21 protein-coding genes are annotated in these 17103 nt (G+C 61.2%); 11 read left to right on the forward strand and 10 right to left on the reverse strand.

Features of this window, described 5'->3' with window-relative positions; translation table 11 throughout:
- Positions 1-14 precede the first annotated feature (14 nt).
- From K3758_RS04385 to K3758_RS04415, 7 genes are all read left to right on the forward strand, one after another.
- Positions 15-1115, forward strand: coding sequence for a flagellar basal body P-ring protein FlgI (locus K3758_RS04385; RefSeq protein ID WP_259947969.1), 1101 nt, complete (start codon positions 15-17; stop codon positions 1113-1115).
- A 9-nt stretch (positions 1116-1124) separates the two neighbouring features.
- Positions 1125-1427, forward strand: a complete 303-nt coding sequence (locus tag K3758_RS04390) for a rod-binding protein (protein ID WP_259947970.1) — start codon at positions 1125-1127, stop codon at positions 1425-1427.
- The gene (locus K3758_RS04395) at positions 1424-1801 is read left to right on the forward strand and encodes a hypothetical protein (RefSeq protein WP_209217508.1); all 378 of its coding nucleotides are present in this window, start codon (positions 1424-1426) and stop codon (positions 1799-1801) included. The genes K3758_RS04390 and K3758_RS04395 overlap by 4 nt, the downstream gene beginning before the upstream one ends.
- Before the next feature lie 107 nt (positions 1802-1908).
- Positions 1909-2880, forward strand: coding sequence for a flagellin (locus tag K3758_RS04400; RefSeq protein ID WP_259947971.1), 972 nt, complete (start codon positions 1909-1911; stop codon positions 2878-2880).
- A 105-nt stretch (positions 2881-2985) separates the two neighbouring features.
- Positions 2986-3390: a flagellar biosynthesis regulator FlaF gene (gene flaF / locus K3758_RS04405; protein WP_259947972.1), complete on the forward strand. Its 405-nt coding sequence runs from the start codon at positions 2986-2988 to the stop codon at positions 3388-3390.
- 1 nt (position 3391) lies between these two features.
- Positions 3392-3817 carry a flagellar biosynthesis repressor FlbT gene (locus K3758_RS04410; protein ID WP_259947973.1) on the forward strand — a complete coding sequence of 142 codons (426 nt, stop codon included), beginning with the start codon at positions 3392-3394 and terminating at the stop codon, positions 3815-3817.
- Complete coding sequence (locus K3758_RS04415) at positions 3814-4647, forward strand: DUF1217 domain-containing protein (RefSeq protein ID WP_259947974.1); 834 nt, start codon at positions 3814-3816, stop codon at positions 4645-4647. Before K3758_RS04410 ends, K3758_RS04415 begins: the two co-directional genes overlap by 4 nt.
- A 6-nt stretch (positions 4648-4653) precedes the next feature.
- Here the strand turns inward: K3758_RS04415 and K3758_RS04420 are convergent, their stop codons facing one another.
- The 5 genes from K3758_RS04420 to fliF are packed head-to-tail and all read right to left on the reverse strand — an operon-like array spanning position 4654 to position 9368.
- Positions 4654-5703 carry a flagellar motor switch protein FliG gene (locus tag K3758_RS04420; RefSeq protein WP_259947975.1) on the reverse strand — a complete coding sequence of 350 codons (1050 nt, stop codon included), beginning with the start codon at positions 5701-5703 and terminating at the stop codon, positions 4654-4656.
- 22 nt (positions 5704-5725) lie between these two features.
- Positions 5726-6562, reverse strand: coding sequence for a flagellar type III secretion system pore protein FliP (fliP, locus tag K3758_RS04425; RefSeq protein WP_259947976.1), 837 nt, complete (start codon positions 6560-6562; stop codon positions 5726-5728).
- Positions 6549-7019: a FliM/FliN family flagellar motor switch protein gene (locus K3758_RS04430; protein WP_311201532.1), complete on the reverse strand. Its 471-nt coding sequence runs from the start codon at positions 7017-7019 to the stop codon at positions 6549-6551. The genes fliP and K3758_RS04430 overlap by 14 nt, the downstream gene beginning before the upstream one ends.
- Positions 7006-7668, reverse strand: coding sequence for a FliH/SctL family protein (locus tag K3758_RS04435; RefSeq protein WP_259947977.1), 663 nt, complete (start codon positions 7666-7668; stop codon positions 7006-7008). The genes K3758_RS04430 and K3758_RS04435 overlap by 14 nt, the downstream gene beginning before the upstream one ends.
- A complete protein-coding gene (gene fliF, locus K3758_RS04440; RefSeq protein ID WP_259947978.1) occupies positions 7665-9368 on the reverse strand; it encodes a flagellar basal-body MS-ring/collar protein FliF in 1704 nt (567 codons plus the stop codon). Before fliF ends, K3758_RS04435 begins: the two co-directional genes overlap by 4 nt.
- A gap of 182 nt (positions 9369-9550) precedes the next feature.
- Between fliF and K3758_RS04445 the strand changes: the two genes are divergently transcribed.
- Genes K3758_RS04445 through K3758_RS04460 form a run of 4 tightly spaced genes read left to right on the forward strand, consistent with a single transcriptional unit; the run spans position 9551 to position 12036 of the window.
- Complete coding sequence (locus K3758_RS04445; RefSeq protein ID WP_259947979.1) at positions 9551-10084, forward strand: flagellar basal body-associated FliL family protein; 534 nt, start codon at positions 9551-9553, stop codon at positions 10082-10084.
- Positions 10081-11028 carry a flagellar motor switch protein FliM gene (locus K3758_RS04450; RefSeq protein ID WP_067938964.1) on the forward strand — a complete coding sequence of 316 codons (948 nt, stop codon included), beginning with the start codon at positions 10081-10083 and terminating at the stop codon, positions 11026-11028. Before K3758_RS04445 ends, K3758_RS04450 begins: the two co-directional genes overlap by 4 nt.
- Positions 11009-11410 carry a flagellar motor switch protein gene (locus tag K3758_RS04455; RefSeq protein WP_259947980.1) on the forward strand — a complete coding sequence of 134 codons (402 nt, stop codon included), beginning with the start codon at positions 11009-11011 and terminating at the stop codon, positions 11408-11410. Before K3758_RS04450 ends, K3758_RS04455 begins: the two co-directional genes overlap by 20 nt.
- Positions 11407-12036 (forward strand): MotE family protein, encoded by a 630-nt coding sequence (locus K3758_RS04460; RefSeq protein ID WP_259947981.1) that lies wholly within the window; start codon positions 11407-11409, stop codon positions 12034-12036. Before K3758_RS04455 ends, K3758_RS04460 begins: the two co-directional genes overlap by 4 nt.
- 9 nt (positions 12037-12045) lie before the next feature.
- Here K3758_RS04460 and flhB read toward each other — a convergent pair whose 3' ends face one another.
- Genes flhB through fliQ form a run of 5 tightly spaced genes read right to left on the reverse strand, consistent with a single transcriptional unit; the run spans position 12046 to position 17103 of the window.
- Positions 12046-13164 carry a flagellar biosynthesis protein FlhB gene (flhB, locus tag K3758_RS04465; protein ID WP_259947982.1) on the reverse strand — a complete coding sequence of 373 codons (1119 nt, stop codon included), beginning with the start codon at positions 13162-13164 and terminating at the stop codon, positions 12046-12048.
- Positions 13165-13167: 3 nt separating this feature from the next.
- Positions 13168-13923, reverse strand: coding sequence for a flagellar biosynthetic protein FliR (locus K3758_RS04470; RefSeq protein ID WP_120350435.1), 756 nt, complete (start codon positions 13921-13923; stop codon positions 13168-13170).
- Positions 13924-13925: 2 nt separating this feature from the next.
- On the reverse strand, positions 13926-16010 hold the full coding sequence (gene flhA, locus K3758_RS04475) for a flagellar biosynthesis protein FlhA (RefSeq protein WP_259947983.1): 2085 nt from the start codon (positions 16008-16010) through the stop codon (positions 13926-13928).
- Complete coding sequence (locus K3758_RS04480; protein ID WP_259947984.1) at positions 16007-16837, reverse strand: lytic transglycosylase domain-containing protein; 831 nt, start codon at positions 16835-16837, stop codon at positions 16007-16009. Before K3758_RS04480 ends, flhA begins: the two co-directional genes overlap by 4 nt.
- On the reverse strand, positions 16834-17103 hold the full coding sequence (gene fliQ / locus K3758_RS04485) for a flagellar biosynthesis protein FliQ (RefSeq protein ID WP_067261035.1): 270 nt from the start codon (positions 17101-17103) through the stop codon (positions 16834-16836). Before fliQ ends, K3758_RS04480 begins: the two co-directional genes overlap by 4 nt.

Consider the following 17103-nt stretch of genomic DNA (forward strand, 5'->3'; position numbering starts at 1 on the left):
CGGAACCGCCGCCCATGAACGCCCTGTTTAAACTCCTGCTGATCGGCCTCACCTTCGCGCTAGCCGCGCCGGCGGCTGCACAGGTGCGGATCAAGGATATCGTCACCGTCGAAGGCGTGCGGTCGAACCAATTGGTGGGCTACGGGCTGGTTGTGGGGCTCAACGGTACGGGCGACAGCCTGCGCAATGCGCCTTTCACCGAACGCGCCATCGAAGGCATGTTGGAGCGGCTCGGCATCGGCAATCTGACCGAAGACCAGATGCGCACGGCGAATACTGCCGCTGTCATGGTCACCGCGTCCCTGCCGCCTTTCGCACGGATGGGCAGCACCATTGATGTGGTCGTGTCCTCCTTGGGCGATGCGTCTTCGCTGCGCGGCGGCACGCTGATCGTCACGCCGCTGACCGCCGCCGATGGTGAGATTTACGCCGTGGCCCAAGGCCCGATCGCCGTCGCGGGTTTCGCAGCCCAAGGTCTCAACGCCTCCATCGTCGAAGGCGTGCCAACCGGCGCGCGGATTGACAACGGCGCCATCGTCGAGCGTGAGGTCGACTTTGACTTCAGCGAGCTGACCAGCATCAAACTGGCGCTGCGCAATGCCGATTTCGTCACCGCGCAGCGGGTCGAGGCGGCCATCAACCAAGCCATGGGCCCGGTCGCCACCGCCATCGATTCGCGCACCATCACCGTATCCGCCTACGGCAAGGGATCGTTGATGGAGACGATGGCCCTGATCGAGCCACTGCAAGTGCAGCCCGATCAAGTCGCCAAAGTGGTGATCGACGCGCGCTCTGGCACCATTGTCATCGGCGCGAATGTCCGCATCGACCGCGTCGCGGTCAGCCAAGGTGGCCTGACCGTCACCGTCCGCGATGATTTCAACGTCAGCCAGCCTGAATCGCTGTCGATTGGCGGGACCACCGTGGTGGTGCCGAATTCTTCGGTCGGCGTGGAAGAGAAAGACGCGAAATTCGCCGTCATCGACGGGTCGGTCAGCCTGCAACGGCTGGTCGACGGGCTGAACGCCATCGGCGTCGGCGCGACCGAGACGATTTCAATCCTTCAAGCCATCAAGGCGGCGGGCGCTCTGCACGCCGACCTTGAGATCATCTAGGGGCAGGTCATGGAATTCGCATCTTTCCCAATCCCCGCGCCGACCCCGGCAGCCAAGCCCGCAGTGACCCAGGCCGATGCCGTCACCGCCGAAAAAGCGCAGGAGTTCGAGGCGATGTTCCTCGGACAAATGGTCGATGAAATGCTCTCGACAGTGGACATCGGCAGCTTTGGTGGCGGCCATGCCGAAGAGACATGGCGCAGCTTTCTGTCCAACGCGATTGGCGAAAGCATTGCCGAGCAGAACACCACCGGAATCGCACGAAGTATCGAAGCGGCGATGCAGCGCTATCAAACGGGGGCAGACCGATGAGCGATCCGCGCAAAGCGCTCGCCGCCGTTGACGCATTGGGCAATCTGCTGCGCCGCGAAATCGCCGCGGTCGAGGGTGGAGCGTTCAATCAACTGGTCGAATTCGCCAGCGAAAAGGCCCGACTCACCGCCGTGTTGGAAGAGCAACTCAGCCACGACCCCGAAGCGGTCAGCAAAGATAAATTGCGCGATCTAAAAGATCTGATTGCGCGCGATCATCACCACCTGCAACTGGCCCGCCAAGCCACATCAGAGATGATCTCACAGGTTTCCCAAATCCGGGAAAAGCACAGCATTGCAGGCATTTACGGCCGAAGCGGTGCAAAACGTGACAACCGCGCAACACTGATGACAACCGTGGACAAAAGTTTCTGAATTGCCTCAATGTTGCCAGTTTTTCGCGTAAAAACGTAATCAAGCGGGTTCGCCCCGCAGTTGTCAGAAAGACGACATGACGAACTAGAATAGTCTGGAATAAGAATATGTCTTCGATCAACACAAACACCTCCGCAATGAATGCTCTCGCAACTCTGCGGAACGTCAACTCGAACCTTGGCACAACCCAAGACCGTATCTCGACCGGTCTGAAGGTCTCTTCCGGTAAGGACAACGCAGCTTACTTCGCGATTTCCGAAACCATGAAGGGCGACAGCGGCATGACCAAAGCCGTGAATGAGAGCCTGACACTGACCAAGAACTCGGTTGCGACCGCGCGTCTTGGTGCTGAGCAGTTTTCTGACTTGGCGACGGAATTTCGCGACAAGGTTGCTTTTGCGCAAGAGAACAAAGGCGGTCTCGACGAAATCGAAGCCGACTTGACCCGTCTGGTAGCCGACATGGCAGCGATTATGTCTCAGTCGACTTTCAACGGGGACGACCTCGTCAACGCCGCCAAATCTGATAACGCGGCCACGCCTGCGGCTTCAACACCGCTTGCTTTGGATGTCTATGGCGATACCGCCACCGCTTCGACGAGTGCCGCTGCAGCCGACCGGGAGATCATTACAGGTATCAGCCGGGATGCAGGCGGCACCCTGCAAACTACAAAAATCACTGTTTCGCCAGTTGACCTCAACAAACAACTTGAGACTTTTAGTGCGATTGCGACGGACTTTTCCACGCGGGCGGCTGCAACTGGTGACGTCGATACCGATGGCACGATCGACGGTGACCAATACCTTGCCAACGTTCTGACGCTGGCCGATACCGCAACCCAAGCTACTGTTGACGCAGCGACTTCCCTCGGTCAGTCCGAGAAGTCGATCGAGCGTCAGCAAGAGTTCCTGACCAAGCTCTCCGACAACCTCGACTCCGGCGTTGGCGCGATGGTTGACGCCAACATGGAAGAAGAAGCCGCCCGTCTTCAGGCGCTTCAGGTTCAGCAGCAGCTGGCATCGCAGTCCCTGTCGATCGCCAACCAGGCACCGCAGAACATCCTGAGCCTGTTCCGTTAAGGAATAGGGTTTTCGGGGCCAGAGCCTAGCGCTTTGGCCCCGGTCCAACCGCCTCAGAATTTGCGGTTGGCAGGCAGCAAACTATAAAAACAAGGAAGAATTCCTATGGGGCTGGCAGCATACAAACGAACAATTCGCGAAAGCGAAACCCCGCGGCAGATCGAGCGCCGCATCCTAAGCCGCGTCACACATGACCTTGCCGAAAAGGGCCAAGGCTTTGATGCGACCGAGGATAAAAGCGAGCGGTTGAACATCCTCGCCTCCGGTCTGCGCGATGCAATCTACGAAAATCAACGGTTCTGGTTGGCCCTGCGCCATGACCTATCTGAGCCGGAAAACAAGATGCCTAATGCGTTGAAAGCGTCGCTGATCTCCATCGCGCTTTGGGTGGATCGTCACAGCACTGCGCTGATGGCAGGCGAGGGGCGTCTGGCGGGTCTCGTTGAGATCAATGGCAACATCGCCGCAGGTTTGGCCGGGCAGGCCGCGCCGCAGATGCAGGAGGTGTAAGATGCTGAAACTCACTCTTCGCCCCCGTGAACGTGTTGTCGTCAACGGTTGTGTCATCCGCAACGGCGACCGCCGTCAGGCGCTGACTGTCGAAAACCGCGCCGACATTGTGCGCGAGTCCGATCTGTTGAAGCCGGATGCGGAATCCACGCCTGTTTCCAAGGTCTATTTCTTGGTGCAAACGGCGCTGATCCGACCCGATACCCGCGATCAAATCTTGCCAATGATCCAGCAAGGCTTGGCCGATCTCGCCTGTTGCTTTGGCGCTGAGATGCGCAGCCGGATCATGGAAGCGGCGAACTTCGTCTCCATGGCCGACTTCTACAAGGCGATGAGCGAATTGCGCGCGGTGCTGAAATACGAGACTGAGCTGATGCAGCTTCGCCCGGCGCCTCCGGCGGCACACCATGAGGCCGCGCACGCATGATTTCGCTGGGCGGCATCGGCACGCAGGTGGCGGTTAAGCTGTTTGACGCGACGCGCGACAAACAGCTCGACCTTGCCGCCAACGATGCCTTGAACGCCCGGCAGATCGAAGCCTTTAAAGAGCGTATCGGCGACATCAAATCTGCGAAGGAATTTGTTGCCGATACCGAAGTTTATACTTTTGTCATGCGGGCCTTTGATCTTGAGGATCAGATCTTCGGTAAGGCAATGATCCGCAAAACGCTAGAGAGCAATTCCGATGAGTCTTCGGCCCTCGTGAACCGGCTGAGCAACCCGAAGATCAAAGATATGTACGATACGTTGGGCTTTGCCCCCGGTGGCGGGCGGAGCTTTAACTTCAATCGCACTGGCTGGCAGGATGAGATGATCGACCGGTTCAAAGAGCGGGTCGTGCTAAACTCTGCCGGAGAGGACAACGAAGGCGCCCGGATCGCGTTGGAGTTCAAATCCAAAGCCTCGGAAATCAACACTTGGCTCGACGTGTTGAAAGACGAAGACCTCGGCAGTTTCATGCGCCGTGCGCTTGGCGTACCGGATGAGGCGATTGCGGTCGATCTCGACCGCCAGATCGCGCTTTTTGAACAGAAGTTTGACATCGAAAAACTGAAAGACCCAGCCGAGGTCGACAAGCTCGTCTCGCGGTTCTCGGCGATTTACGATGCGGTAGAGGGTGTCTCGTCGTCGTCGAGCACCGTGCTTTCGCTGATGCAGGGGGCCGTCTCTATCGGTCAGGGCAGCACCTTTACGGCCATCACCATCGACATCCCCACGATCACCGGCGGCTACAGCGCGTCGAGCGCCTACCGCTGATCCTCTTTATTCGATGAATTCGTCGTCATCGGCTGCCGAGGGCAGTTCGATCACGCCCTCGTCGGCGAGGGTCTTGGCATATTCCACCATGGCGGCCTGTGCGGCGCGCACGTCGCGGCCCCGTACCGGACCGGTGGCGGCCATCTCGTCCATCAGCATCTGACGCGAGCGTTGGGGCAGGCATTCCATCAGGTGATCGCGCTGCTCTTTCTTGGCTCCGCGCATCGCCATGGGCAGGGTGGCCCCATCCAGCCCGCGCATGACCTGCGCCAAGTCCTGCATCGGCAGTTTGAACAGATCGTCAAAGACGAACATACGCTGTTTGATGGCTTGGAAGGCGTCGGGGATACGCGAATCCAGCGCGCCGGAAAGCTCTTCGAAGGCCTGCACATCCAACTGGTTGAACAAATCCGCCATGCGCTGATGCGTCTCGACCGAATTGGTGTGCATCGCGTTCGACAGAATGTCTTGTTTCAAGGTCTCTTCGATCTGCTGCATCATGTGCAGCGGCACCGCCTCCATTGCGATCATGCGTTCGGCGATGTCTTGCATCCGCTCAGGACCGAGCAGCGGCAGCACTTTGGCGGCCACGCTGGTGTCGACGTTGTTGAGGATCGCCGCCGCGGTCTGGTCGTGCTCGCCCTTGAGATAGTTGGCGATCACCGTCTCATCCAGCGCGCCAAAGCCGCGCCACATGGCGTTCTCGCGTTCGCTGTCCTTGAGCCCGGCCATGATGCTGGACACCTGTTCTTCGGGCATGAACTTGCGCAGCATGGACTCTGCCGTCGACAGCGACCCTACGACCGATCCAGTGCCGCTGACCACCTTTTGGGTGAACTCCTTAAGCACATGTTCCACCACCTCCGCAGGGATCGGGCCAAGGCGGCTCATGGCGCTGGTGATGCGCTCGATCTCGGCGGTGCCGAGCTTTTGCATGAGTTCCGATCCGGTCTGCTCTCCGAGGCACAAAAAGGTGATGGCCGCCTTGGTGGGACCGTTCAGATCCTCCACCGTGATGGGCTTTCTGCGGGTTTTGGAAAGGGCATTGGTCGACATGGATAAATCCTTTCAGTGCAGGTCAGCCACCGGCAAGCGGCACATAGCTTTCGATCAGCGATCCTGCCAGCATGTACCAACCGTCGATCAGCACAAAGAAGATCACCTTGAACGGCAGGGAGATCAACACCGGGGGCAGCATCATCATGCCCGCACTCATCAAGACCGAGGCGATGATGAGGTCAATGGCGACGAAGGGCAGGTAGATTAAAAAGCCGATGGTAAAGGCGCGGCGCAGTTCCGAGATCATGAAGGCCGGAACGAGATGGCGAAAGGTGGCCTCTTCCGCCGAGGCGGGCAGGGGGGTCTCTTCGGCCTCTTCATCCGCGGGCGCGATGCGCAGGAACAGGGCGTAATCCTCGGGGCGGGTGTTGACGTACATGAAGTTTTTGAAAGGCGTGGCGATCCGCTCAAGCGCCTGTTCTTCGCCAATGGCGTTTTCCAAAAGCGGCTCGACCCCGGCCTCATAGGCGTCCTCGAACACTGGCTGCATGACGAAGAAGGTCATGAACAGCGCCAGCGAGGTCAGCACGATATTGGGCGGGGTCTGGTTCAGGCCAAGGGCCGAGCGCAGCATCGACAGGACGATGACAAAGCGCGTGAAGCTGGTCATCACCACCAAGAGCCCCGGCGCGATGCTAAGCACGGTGACCAGCGCGATGAACTGAACGATCCGGCCTGACAGATTGGCGTTTTCGTCACTGCCGGGCGCCGTGTCGCCAATCACATCCGACAGCGTGGAGAGAAACCCTCCGTCTTGGGCCATGGCCATGCCGCCGCTGGCGAGAAGCACCAGCAGGGCAAGGCCCATGCGGCCCGACACATAGGCGCGCAGAGAGGGAAGGTCAGTCAGGGACATAGTCCTTGACGATCTGGGTCAGGGACACGCCAAGCCGGTCTTCGCCGACCTTCACAAGATCGCCGCGTGCCACCAGACGGTCAGAGACCATGAGGTCGACCGGTGCGCCGATTTTGCGGTTCAACTCTACGATAGAGCCTCGGGTGAGTTCCAGCAGGCGCGAGATCGGCATGCGGGCTTGGCCCAGCACGATCTGCACATCAAGGCCGACGTTCAGCATGGCGTTGATGCCAGCGCCACCGGCCTCGGGGCGCGGGGCAAGGGCGTTGCGCGAGTCTTCGGTGTCGAGTTGCGGGAAGACGCCCGCGTCATCGCTGCCTGTGCTGGCGGTATTGCCGAAGGCGTCAGCGCGCGGCTGTTCTTGCGCGCCGGGCGTGGCGTCGGGCATGGCGTCGGGCGCGGTGCCTTTCGCGGCGTTGTTGTCGTCTGTGGGCGATTGCAGGTCAGGCTTGTCCATTTCCGTCCTTCTCCTTTTGTGCTTTCAGCGCCCGCGCATGGGTGTCGCGCAATTCGGCGAGCAGGCGGTCGCAAATCTTTTTGAACCCGTAATCAAGGCTGCCGTGATCCCATTCCATCCGGGCATCCCCATCGGGCAGGTCGGCATCGGCGCGCAGGTCCAGCACGCCGTCGCATTTGTAGTACACAGCGCGCTGGCGCAGCTCAGGGCCAATCTGGTCAAGCGTGGCGGGCGACAGACGCACTTTGATCTGGCTCGACCCGATGGCCATTTTCAGCGATTGGGTCACGGTCTTTTTCACCCGCGCGGTCGACAGGCGTTCGATCACCTCGGGCAAGACGATCTCGCAGGTTTGCAAGGTAAAGCCCACGATCTGCGCCATCAGCGCCTCTTGATGGGCCTGCATCGCCTGCGACAGCCGCGCCAGTTCCTGCGCCAGCTTTTCGGCCATCACGGCATGTTCGGCCTGCATGGTCTGGTGCATCTCGGCCCGGCCCGCGTCGGCCCCGGCCAAATAGCCTTCGATATGGCCTTGCTTATGGGCCTTTTTCATCTTCGCTTCGATTTCTTCGGGCGTGGGCAGCGCCGGATCCTGCGGCTTGCTTTTGCCGTCCTCGTCGAAGTTCTGCAGCTTGAGGGTCGTAATCACAGATCATCCCCTTCCGACAGCCATTGGCCCAGAACCCGCAGGGCGTCTTCGGTGTTGTCTTCGGCCAGTTCGGCCACGGCGCGCAATTGGCTGTGTTGCACCGCGCCCTCGACCGAAGCAAGTTGCACCATGTCGCGGGGCATCTCGTCCATTGGGCCAAGCACGGCACCGGTCTGGCCGCCCGCCGGGGTGGGCAGGCGGTTTGGCGGGGTCTCGTTCTGGGTGCCGCCGGTTAGCGCTTTTGGCGCGTTATCCTGCTCAGGGCCGTCTAGCAGGCCCGCGTCGGCGCCAGCACCGGCCAGCGCGGGCTGGGGCAGGGTGGCATCCAGCACCATGCGCAGCGGGCGCGCGCCCAGCACCATGATGATCGCCACCAGCGCCAAGGCAAAGAGCGACCGCAGGATGGTCATGGCGTTATCGGCCAGCACCGCGCCCAAGCCACGGCCTGCGGGGCTGCTGAACTCGGAATCGAAATCAAGGAACTGAAGGCTGTCAACCTGCACCTGATCGCCGCGTGCCTGATCAAAGCCGATGGCCGTGCTGACCAGTTGGCTCAGACGTTGCATTTCTTCGGGGCTGCGCTCGATATAGCCCTCGGACCCGTCGGGCAGGGTGCCATAGCTGCCGTTTACCAGCACGGCGACCGAGATACGCTCGATATCGCCCGGCTCGCGCACAAGCTCGCTCTGGATCGAGCCGATTTCGTAGTTGATGATCTCGTCGTTCTCAGAGCGGGTGGACTGCCCCGCGCCGCCGCCCGCATCGTCGCGTAGCTCATCGGGGATGTTATTGGCCACATCCACTGTGCCCGTCGCCGGGTCGGTCTCATTGGAGTTGCGCACGCGGGTCTCGATCGACCGGGCAACCTGCTGGGCGGGATCAAACGTGCGGGACACACGCACCTCACGCTCGGTCGTCAGATCGACACTGACCCGCACGCGGGCATTCCCTGGTCCGACGCGGGCGTTGAGGATCGATTCAACCTTTTGCGCCAGTTGCTCTTCGATCATGTTGCGCTGACCTTGGAGCGAGAAGTCAGAGCTGCCGCCCTCGTCCTTGGCCAAGATCGTCTCACCCGAGGCCGACAGGACGGTTACGTTCTGCGCTTCCAAATCCGCCACGGCAGAGGCTACCAGTGCTTGGATCGCCTGCGCTTGGCTGCGGGTCATACTGGCGTTGGCCTGCGAGCGTACGATGACCGAGCCGCTGGCCTCGGCGCGGCTGCGCGAGAAGGCGGCGCGTTCGGGCAGCACCAGATGCACCCGCGCGGCTTTGATGCCGCTGATGGTTTGGATCGACCGGGCCAGCTCGCCTTCCAGCGCGCGCAGCCGGTTCACCTTTTGCATGAAGGAGTTCATCCCCATGCCGGACATGTTGTCGAAAATCTCCCAACCCGGCACACCTTCGCCCGGCAGCCCCGCATCAGCCAGCGCCATGCGGGCACGGGCGATATCGGTCTCGGCCACCGAAATGGTATCGCCATTGCGCGATAGATCGACCGTGAGCCCCGCCTGTTCCAACGTCTGCATCATCTGCGATGCGGTGCCGGGGCTAAGCTGGCTGTAAACCGGAACATAGGTGGGCGCGAGGATGGTCCGCGCGCCGATAAAGATGGCTGCGGTGATCGCCAGACCGATGCCGCCTAGAAGAGCCAGCCGCTTTGGACCTAAATCCTTAAGGTTTTCAACGATCTGATTCACGGGCCCTCACTCGATTGGATAGTCCGAGCATTCCCCGCTCGGTCGCCACTATGCAAGCATATATCGATTTATACTTGTGAGAACCGAAAAATAAACAGGTTTCTGTTGCAATAAAGCTTGTTTGGGGATGTATTTGTTCTTGCATATGGCGCTCCGCGCAGGATCCGATTAAGAGTTGAAGAATGAAAAAGCCTCTTGCTATCCTTGCTGTCGTCTTGCTCTGCCTTCTTGCTGGCGTCGGTGGGGTGACGCTTGCCATTGGCCCGTCGGGGCTGTTGAAGATGGTGGGGCTCGGCGGGGATGAAACCGTCGAGGAAACGGTTGAGACTGCGGACAATGCCCATGGTGAAGAGGTGGCGGACGACGGTCACGGCGACAAACCCAAGACCGAAGTTAAAATGCCGGTCATGCCGTTCCCCGAGATCATCGTGAACGTCACCGATACCGGGCCGCAGGGTGGGCAGACCAGCCGGTTTCTCAAGCTGAACATGCTGATGGTCTATGACGAAACCGCCGAGGGCGCGGACCGCCTGATCGCGCGTGAGATTTACCTGCGCGACAGCTTCCAAGACTTCCTGCGGCAGTTGCATGTCAGCGACCTGACTGGCAGCTATGGGCTGGCGATGCTGAAAACCGAACTGCTGCGCCGGGCGCGGGCGGTGGGCCACACTGACGCGCCGCATGAAATACTGATTGCCGATATGGTGGTGCAATGACGATAGCGGATTCCTCCGATGCGCTAAGCCTCGAAGAGACGATGATCCGTCAGGCGCGCGAAAGCTTTCAGCGCCTGCCCACGCTTGAGATCATCATCGACCGCCTGTTGCTGGCTTTGGTGCCTGACCTCAAATCCTATTGCACCGTAGCACCAGAGATCGAGCTTAGCTCGCTGGAATATATGCCCTATGAGGACGCGATGGAGAGCATTCAGGCGCCCTCGCTCATCGCCATCGCCAATGCCGAGGGCTGGGGCAGCCAGATCGCCTGTGTGGTCGAGCCGGATCTGCTGTTTTCGGTCCTAGAGATCATGCTGGGCGGCCGCCGCGCCACGAGCCAACAATGGAAGCCCCGCGGGTTGACTGCGATTGAGCAGAAACTGGGCCGCAGACTGGCGGAACTGTCGCTTAAAGGGCTGGCGCATTGCCTGCAGGATGTCAGCCCCGTGCAATTCGACATCCAATCGTTGGAGTCCAATCCCCGGTCGGTCATGCTGGCCGCGCCGCGCACCGCGACGGTGCTGGTCCGAATGCATCTGCAATTCGAAGACCGCAGCGGCCACATGGCGCTGGTGCTGCCCTATGGCACGCTGGATGAGGTCAGCGCGCAGTTGGCGCAGCCCTTCCTTGGCGGGCGTTCGCCCACCGACAGCAACGCCCGCAAGGATATGAACAGCCAGATATCAAGCACCACGGTCACCATCACCGGCGTGCTCCAAGAGGTGACGATCCCGCTGCATGAGGTGCTGGAATGGAAGCCCGGTCAGGTGATTGATCTGGGCATGACGGTCGATACCCCCGTGGTCGGCATGGTGAACGCGCAGCCGATGTTCCAAGCCGCCTTTGGCCAGCGCAGCAATGGCGCTTTGGCACTGCGGGTGATCCAGTCCTTGCTGCCCAAGGAAAGTCAGGAGGACAGCGACGATGATGCCGGCCTTGATTGATATCCTCATCATCGTGCTGCTGGTCGGCACGCTGGTCTATGCCTTTATCCTTGATCGTCGGGTTCGCGCGCTCATGGCCACCTTGAAGGAAATGGAGCCGATGGTCGGGGCCTTTTCCAGCGCGGTCGATCAATCCGCCAAATCGGTAGAGGACCTGCGCGATCTCAGCACCAAGGTGCAGCGCCCCGAGCCACCCGTGCAGCGCGACACCCCGCAGCCGCGCCAAGCCGCGGCCGAGCCTGCCACCGCAGGCCAAAGCCCGGCACAGATGCGTGCCGCGCGGCTCAAAGGGCGCAGCCAAGTGCACGGGCAGGCGGCGGTGCAGGGCAAATCCGAACTGGTCCGCACCTTTTTCGACATCACCAAGGAGCGTAAGGAATGAGCCGTATCTCCCTACCAAAGATCGCGCTTTTTGGCCTTGGCGTCGCCGGGGTGCTCAAGCTCACGGTTGAGTTCATGCCGATGATGGCCATCGCCGAGACGCCGGGTGACACCCCCCCGGTGCCGGTCGAGCTTGCCGCAGCCCCCGCGCCGCCCAGCTATGACGCCAGCGCTCCGGGGCAGAGCGGCATGTGCGAGCCGAGCCATCTGATCGCCGAGGCCATCGCCGAAGAGCGTGCCCTGCTCAAAGACCAACGCGACACAATCGCCGACCGGGAAGCCAAACTGGCTTTGGCCGAGCAAAGCCTCAAGGCCGAGCAAACCCGGCTGGCAAGCCTGCGCGATGAGATCGGCGCGCAGCTGAAGGTGATCGAAGAGGCCAACAACCAAGACATGACCAAATTGGTCGAGCTTTACCGCAACATGAAGCCACAGGTGGCGGCGGGCATCATGGACGAAATCGACGTGGAAACCGCTGTGCAGGTGATCGGTGCCATGCCCGAACGCGATGCCGCGCAGATCATGGGCTCGTTCAGCCTTGTCCGCGCACGTTTGATCACCAAAATCCTGCTGGAACGCTCCAAACTCCCCGCCGACCGCAACCTCGAAGGGCTGCGCCTGCGCTGAGCGGGCGGTTTAATCCTCGCGGATCGACGACCCCGCGGGCGGCTTGCGGCGCACGTTGCGGCGCAGGTCCATGACAAAGCCGATGATCTCGGCCACCGCCTGCCAATGCTCCATCGGGATACGGTCATCCACCTCTACCGCCGCGTGAAGCGCGCGGGCCAGTGGGCGGTTTTCGATCATCGGAATGTCGTGCTCTTTGGCCAGTTCGCGGATGCGGTGGGCCATCACATCGGCCCCTTTGGCCACGCAGACCGGCACATCATCGACGCCCTGTTCATATTTCAGCGCCACGGCGTAATGGGTCGGGTTGGTCAGGATCACGCTGGCATTGGGGATGGCCTGCGCGATGCGCTGGCGGGCGCGGGCGCGGCGCAACTCGGCACGGCGGCCCTTGATCTGCGGATCGCCCTCGCTGTCCTTATGCTCGTCGCGGATTTCCTTGAGGCTCATCATCTGCTTTTTCTTCCACTGCGCGCGCTTCCAGATGATGTCGGCAATGGCGATGGGCACCAAGAGCACGGTGGTGACCAGAAAGATCCAGCGCACCTTTTGCAAGGCTGCATCCAGCAATGTCTCAGGGATGAAGGCCTGTGTCTGGCCCAGCGATTGCGCAATATCGCGCACGGCCCAAACGGTGATGAAGCCGATCACCAGCACCTTGGCGGTGTTCTTGGCAAACTCGACAAAGGCCTCGGCCGAGAACAGCCGCTTGAACCCCGATAGCGGATTCAGTTTGGAAATTTTCGGCTTGATCCGTTCGGCGGAGACCACGGTCTCCCCTTGGATCAGCACCCCAAAGAGGGCCGCCAACACCATGATCCCCGCGACCGGCATCATCGCCAGCCCCAGCGTAAACCCCAATGACTTCAGCACATTCCCGGCCTCAACGACCCCGGTGCCGCCGGTGCCAATGGCGGTGACACCAGCGTTCAGCAGCGGGCCTTGCAGCGCTTCGACGATGCGGCCAATCGAACTGGGCAGCACGAAGATCAGGATCATCAGCAGGGCAAAGACCAGCATCGCCGTGCCGGTCTCACGCGATTGAGGCACGTCGCCTTTCTTGCGCGCGTCGCGGAGCTTTTTCTCCGTCGGCTCTTCGGTCTTACTGCTCTTGTCCTCGTCTGACATGGCCTAGAATCCGTAGGTGGTGAGCCAATTCGCAAAAGGCTCAAGAAACCCGCGCATCATGGTCGGAACCGCTAGCACCATCAAGGCCAGCCCGGCGGCGATCAGCAAGGGCTGGGCAATAAAGAATACCTGAAGGCTCGCCATCATACGGTTGGCCAGACCCATCCCGACGTTCAGCACCAGACCGGCGACGTAGAATGGCGCGGCGATCGAGAGGCCGAGGTAGAGGCTGACTTGCGTCGCGCGGGCAAACTGATCGGTCAGATCTGCCAGCATAAAGGTGCCGGGGATGAAAACCTGATAGGACATCAGAAGCGATTCAATAATCAGGTGGTGCAAGTCGGTGATAAAAATCAACGCCGTGGCCCCGATCAGCAGCATCGCCGCCATGGAGGTCGCCCCCTCGAATGCGCCGATGTTCGGTGCCAAGGCATTGGCCAGCCCCGACATCAACGCCATCTGATAGCCCGCGAATTGCAGCGCCGAGAGCAGCGTGCGCGCCACCAGCCCGATCCACAGCCCCACGGTGATCTCGGACCCGAAGATCAACAGCAGGGCGCCGGGGCGATCCTCGGCCACCGGGCCAAGGCCCGTGACCGGATAAAGCGCGGCACTCAGGATCAGGCCAAAGAACAGCCGGTGCCGCGTGGGTACCGAGGTTTCAGCAAAGCCCGGCATGAACAAAAGCGCGCTGCCGATGCGGGCGAAGACGACGAAGTATCCCATCAGCGCGTCGGTCAAAAGGGCGGAGAGGTCCATCCCTAGCCCCCGATGGTGGCGACGGTCCGCAGGGATACCTTGCGATGAATTTCGGCGTTGGAAATCACCGGCGTCATCGGGCTGACCCGCTCTAACATAGAGCGCACATAGGACCGCGCCTCGGGGTTGACCATCAGCGCGGGCCAGCTGTCCTCAGAGGCGAAGCGCTGGATTTGCTGGCGGGCTTGCAGCACGAATTCCTGTACCCGTTTGGGCGACATGACGAATGTGCGGTCCTCGCCGACGATCTTGACCGCCTCGATGAACTCGGCCTCCCACGAGGGCGACAGGGTGATGACAGGCACGAAACCCTGACCATCGGACAGGCCTTGGCAAATCTGGCTCGACAGGCGGCGGCGCACGTTCTCAAGCACCAGCGCGGGCTTGCTCGTTTGGCGCGTGGCTTCGGCCATGGCCTCAACAATCAGCGGCAGGTTGCGGATTGAGACGCGCTCTAGCAGCAGTTCTTGCAAGACCTGCTGCACCAGAATGGCGGGGGAGGGGACGGGCAGATCGTTGACCAGTTTTTGGTAATTCCGGTCCAGCCCCTCAATCGCCTCTTTCGCCGAGCCATAGGTGAGCAGTTCGGACATGTTCTCTTTCACCACTTCGGTCAGATGCGTGGTGATGACACTTTCGGGATCGACGACCGTATAGCCCTGCGCCTCGGCCTGATCGGCGACCTTACTGTCGACCCAAAGCGCGTCCAGTCCGAAGGTGGGTTCACGCGTGGCCTCACCCGGCAGTTGCAGTGGCGCGCCCTCGGGATTGATCACCATCATCTGATTGGCGCGGATGTCGCCCTTGGCGACATCGACACCGTGGATCTGGAACGAGTAGCTGTTGATCGGCAGGCTCACGTCATCCTTGATCCGCACCGAGGGCATGGGAAAGCCGAATTCCTCGGCAAAATGCTTGCGCAGGGATTTGATCTTGCTCGGCAACACCGCGTCGGGGCGGTTGGCCAGCGCCACCAGCCCTTCGCCCAGCACCAGCCGCAGCTCATCCAGATGCATCGGGTTGTTGTCGACCTCCGGCATCTCCTGCTTTTTCTGCGCCTCGGCATCGGCCTTCGCCTTGGCCTCAGCCGCCTCGGCCGCGCCGCGCTGGATCACCACGCCCAAGCCCACCATGGCCGCGGCCAGAAGGGCAAAGACCAGCAGCGGGAAGCCGGGCAAAAGACCGATGCCAAAGAGCAGCAGAGCAGCCATATAAAGCGCCTTGGGGAAGTTCGAAAGCTGATCGAACACCGCCTCATTGGCGGCCCCCCGGGTGCCGCCCTTGGTCACGATCAGACCGGCGGCGAGCGAGACGACCAATGCCGGGATTTGGCTCACCAGCCCGTCGCCGATGGTCAGCGAGGTGAAGACGTTAAAGGCATCGCCCACCCCCATGCCGCGCTGCACGACGCCGATCAGAATGCCGCCGATGACGTTGATCAGCGTGATGATAAGCCCCGCCACCGCATCGCCGCGCACGAATTTCGAGGCACCGTCCATCGCACCGAAAAACGCGCTTTCGTCTTCCAGTTCTTTACGGCGGCGACGGGCCTCATCTTCGTCGATCAGCCCCGCCCCCATATCGGCGTCGATCGCCATCTGCTTGCCCGGCATCGCATCCAGCGAGAACCGCGCGGCAACTTCGGCGATACGGGTCGAACCCTTTGTAATCACGACGAAGTTGATGATGACGAGAATGGCAAAGATCACCACACCGATGACGAAATTACCCGCCACGATGAACTTGGAGAACCCTTGGATCACATCCCCCGCCGCATGCAGACCTGCGTGCCCTTCGCTGAGGATTAGCCGGGTTGAGGCCACGTTGAGCGACAGGCGCAGCATGGTCGTGACCAGCAGCAGCGTCGGGAAAGAGTTGAACTGCAACGGAGAGGGGATCCAGAGCGCCACCATGAAGATCAACACGCTGAGCGACAGTGACAGCGCCAGCCCGAAATCAAGCAAAATCGGCGGCAGCGGCAAGAACAGAACCGCCAGCACCAGCGCCATGCCAACGGCAAAGCTAACGTCTTTGTTGGCGCCGAACATGCTCAGCTGCGGCAGGATGGTGTTTGGTTTCGTACTCATCCCGCATCCTCCGCGCGGACGGTGGTGAACTGCGGCAGAACCGGCTGCATCTCCTGTGCCGAATAAAGCGAACGGCGCGCGTTCGCCGCCCCGCCGATCTGCGCGCCCCATGTGGCCTTGGCCGCTAACCTGTCATAACTGCCCGAGGTGCTGCGGGGGGTCTTGCGCGGACGCGCGGGAACGGGACTGGCGCTGGCCAGCGCCTGAAACTCCGGCAGCCGCGCATTGGCGGCAGAGATGTTCTTTTGCAGTCGGTCGAGGTAGGTGTCGCGGAACTCAGGCTCAAAGGAGTGATACGACCCGGCAGCCTGCATCCAACTGCCCGTGCGGCGGTGCAACCGCTTGAGGAACCGCGCCGCGTAATCGACATTCACCCGCGGATCAAACCCCTGGGCAGGGCTGTCGAAAGCTTCCGGGTGCCAGCGCATGTTGATCTGCATGCAGCCCACGTCGATCGAGCGGATACCGCTTGCCTGACGCTCTGCGATCCAATCAAGCGCGGCGTTGCGGCTGTCGAAGAGCCGCCCTTCGCCCGCCGCGTTGACCGCGTAGGGCCAGACCGTGAAATGCCCGTTGCGCCGGGTGCCCGCCTCTTGCAGACCGATGGCCAGCAGCAGGTTATCTGGGATGCCATGCCGCGTTTGTGCCGCCAGAATTTCGCGGATGCAGACGCCCTCGGGCCCGCCCTTGGCCGCCAGCGTCTGTGCGGTCGCGGTCACTTTGTCCTTGCGCGTCGGCTCATAGAACGACCCCCAGCCTTGGGCGAGGGCAGGGGAGGCGAGCGCGGCCGCCAAAAGCGCCGCTGCGATATGCCGCCAGCCCCTCACAGCCCACCGTTCTGCACGAGGTCAAAGATGGTGTCCGACAGGTTCTTCAGCGTGGCATACATAAACGGTGTGGCCGCCAGCAGGGTGACAAAGATCATCACGATCTTGGGCACGAAAGTCAGCGTCATTTCCTGAATTTGCGTCAGGGCTTGGAAAAACGCGATCACCAGACCAATCGCCAGCGCCACCCCCAGCACCGGACCCGAGGCCAGAAGCACGGCCCAGACGGTAGCAGAGATGATGTCATAGGTCTGGGTTTCGGTCAT

The sequence above is a fragment of the Sulfitobacter sp. W002 genome (assembly GCF_025142135.1).
GTDB classification, from domain to species: Bacteria; Pseudomonadota; Alphaproteobacteria; order Rhodobacterales; family Rhodobacteraceae; genus Sulfitobacter; species Sulfitobacter profundi.

Excerpts from the sequence above, each read along its gene's own strand:
- K3758_RS04385 (WP_259947969.1), top strand. The coding sequence starts at position 15 with ATGAACGCCCTGTTTAAACTCCTGCTGATCGGCCTCACCTTCGCGCTA.
- K3758_RS04390 (WP_259947970.1), top strand. The coding sequence starts at position 1,125 with ATGGAATTCGCATCTTTCCCAATCCCCGCGCCGACCCCGGCAGCCAAG.
- K3758_RS04395 (WP_209217508.1), top strand. The coding sequence starts at position 1,424 with ATGAGCGATCCGCGCAAAGCGCTCGCCGCCGTTGACGCATTGGGCAAT.
- K3758_RS04400 (WP_259947971.1), top strand. The coding sequence starts at position 1,909 with ATGTCTTCGATCAACACAAACACCTCCGCAATGAATGCTCTCGCAACT.
- flaF (WP_259947972.1), top strand. The coding sequence starts at position 2,986 with ATGGGGCTGGCAGCATACAAACGAACAATTCGCGAAAGCGAAACCCCG.
- K3758_RS04410 (WP_259947973.1), top strand. The coding sequence starts at position 3,392 with ATGCTGAAACTCACTCTTCGCCCCCGTGAACGTGTTGTCGTCAACGGT.
- K3758_RS04415 (WP_259947974.1), top strand. The coding sequence starts at position 3,814 with ATGATTTCGCTGGGCGGCATCGGCACGCAGGTGGCGGTTAAGCTGTTT.
- K3758_RS04420 (WP_259947975.1), bottom strand. The coding sequence starts at position 5,703 with ATGTCGACCAATGCCCTTTCCAAAACCCGCAGAAAGCCCATCACGGTG.
- fliP (WP_259947976.1), bottom strand. The coding sequence starts at position 6,562 with ATGTCCCTGACTGACCTTCCCTCTCTGCGCGCCTATGTGTCGGGCCGC.
- K3758_RS04430 (WP_311201532.1), bottom strand. The coding sequence starts at position 7,019 with ATGGACAAGCCTGACCTGCAATCGCCCACAGACGACAACAACGCCGCG.
- K3758_RS04445 (WP_259947979.1), top strand. The coding sequence starts at position 9,551 with ATGAAAAAGCCTCTTGCTATCCTTGCTGTCGTCTTGCTCTGCCTTCTT.
- K3758_RS04450 (WP_067938964.1), top strand. The coding sequence starts at position 10,081 with ATGACGATAGCGGATTCCTCCGATGCGCTAAGCCTCGAAGAGACGATG.
- K3758_RS04455 (WP_259947980.1), top strand. The coding sequence starts at position 11,009 with ATGATGCCGGCCTTGATTGATATCCTCATCATCGTGCTGCTGGTCGGC.
- K3758_RS04460 (WP_259947981.1), top strand. The coding sequence starts at position 11,407 with ATGAGCCGTATCTCCCTACCAAAGATCGCGCTTTTTGGCCTTGGCGTC.
- flhB (WP_259947982.1), bottom strand. The coding sequence starts at position 13,164 with ATGTCAGACGAGGACAAGAGCAGTAAGACCGAAGAGCCGACGGAGAAA.
- K3758_RS04470 (WP_120350435.1), bottom strand. The coding sequence starts at position 13,923 with ATGGACCTCTCCGCCCTTTTGACCGACGCGCTGATGGGATACTTCGTC.
- flhA (WP_259947983.1), bottom strand. The coding sequence starts at position 16,010 with ATGAGTACGAAACCAAACACCATCCTGCCGCAGCTGAGCATGTTCGGC.
- fliQ (WP_067261035.1), bottom strand. The coding sequence starts at position 17,103 with ATGACCGAAACCCAGACCTATGACATCATCTCTGCTACCGTCTGGGCC.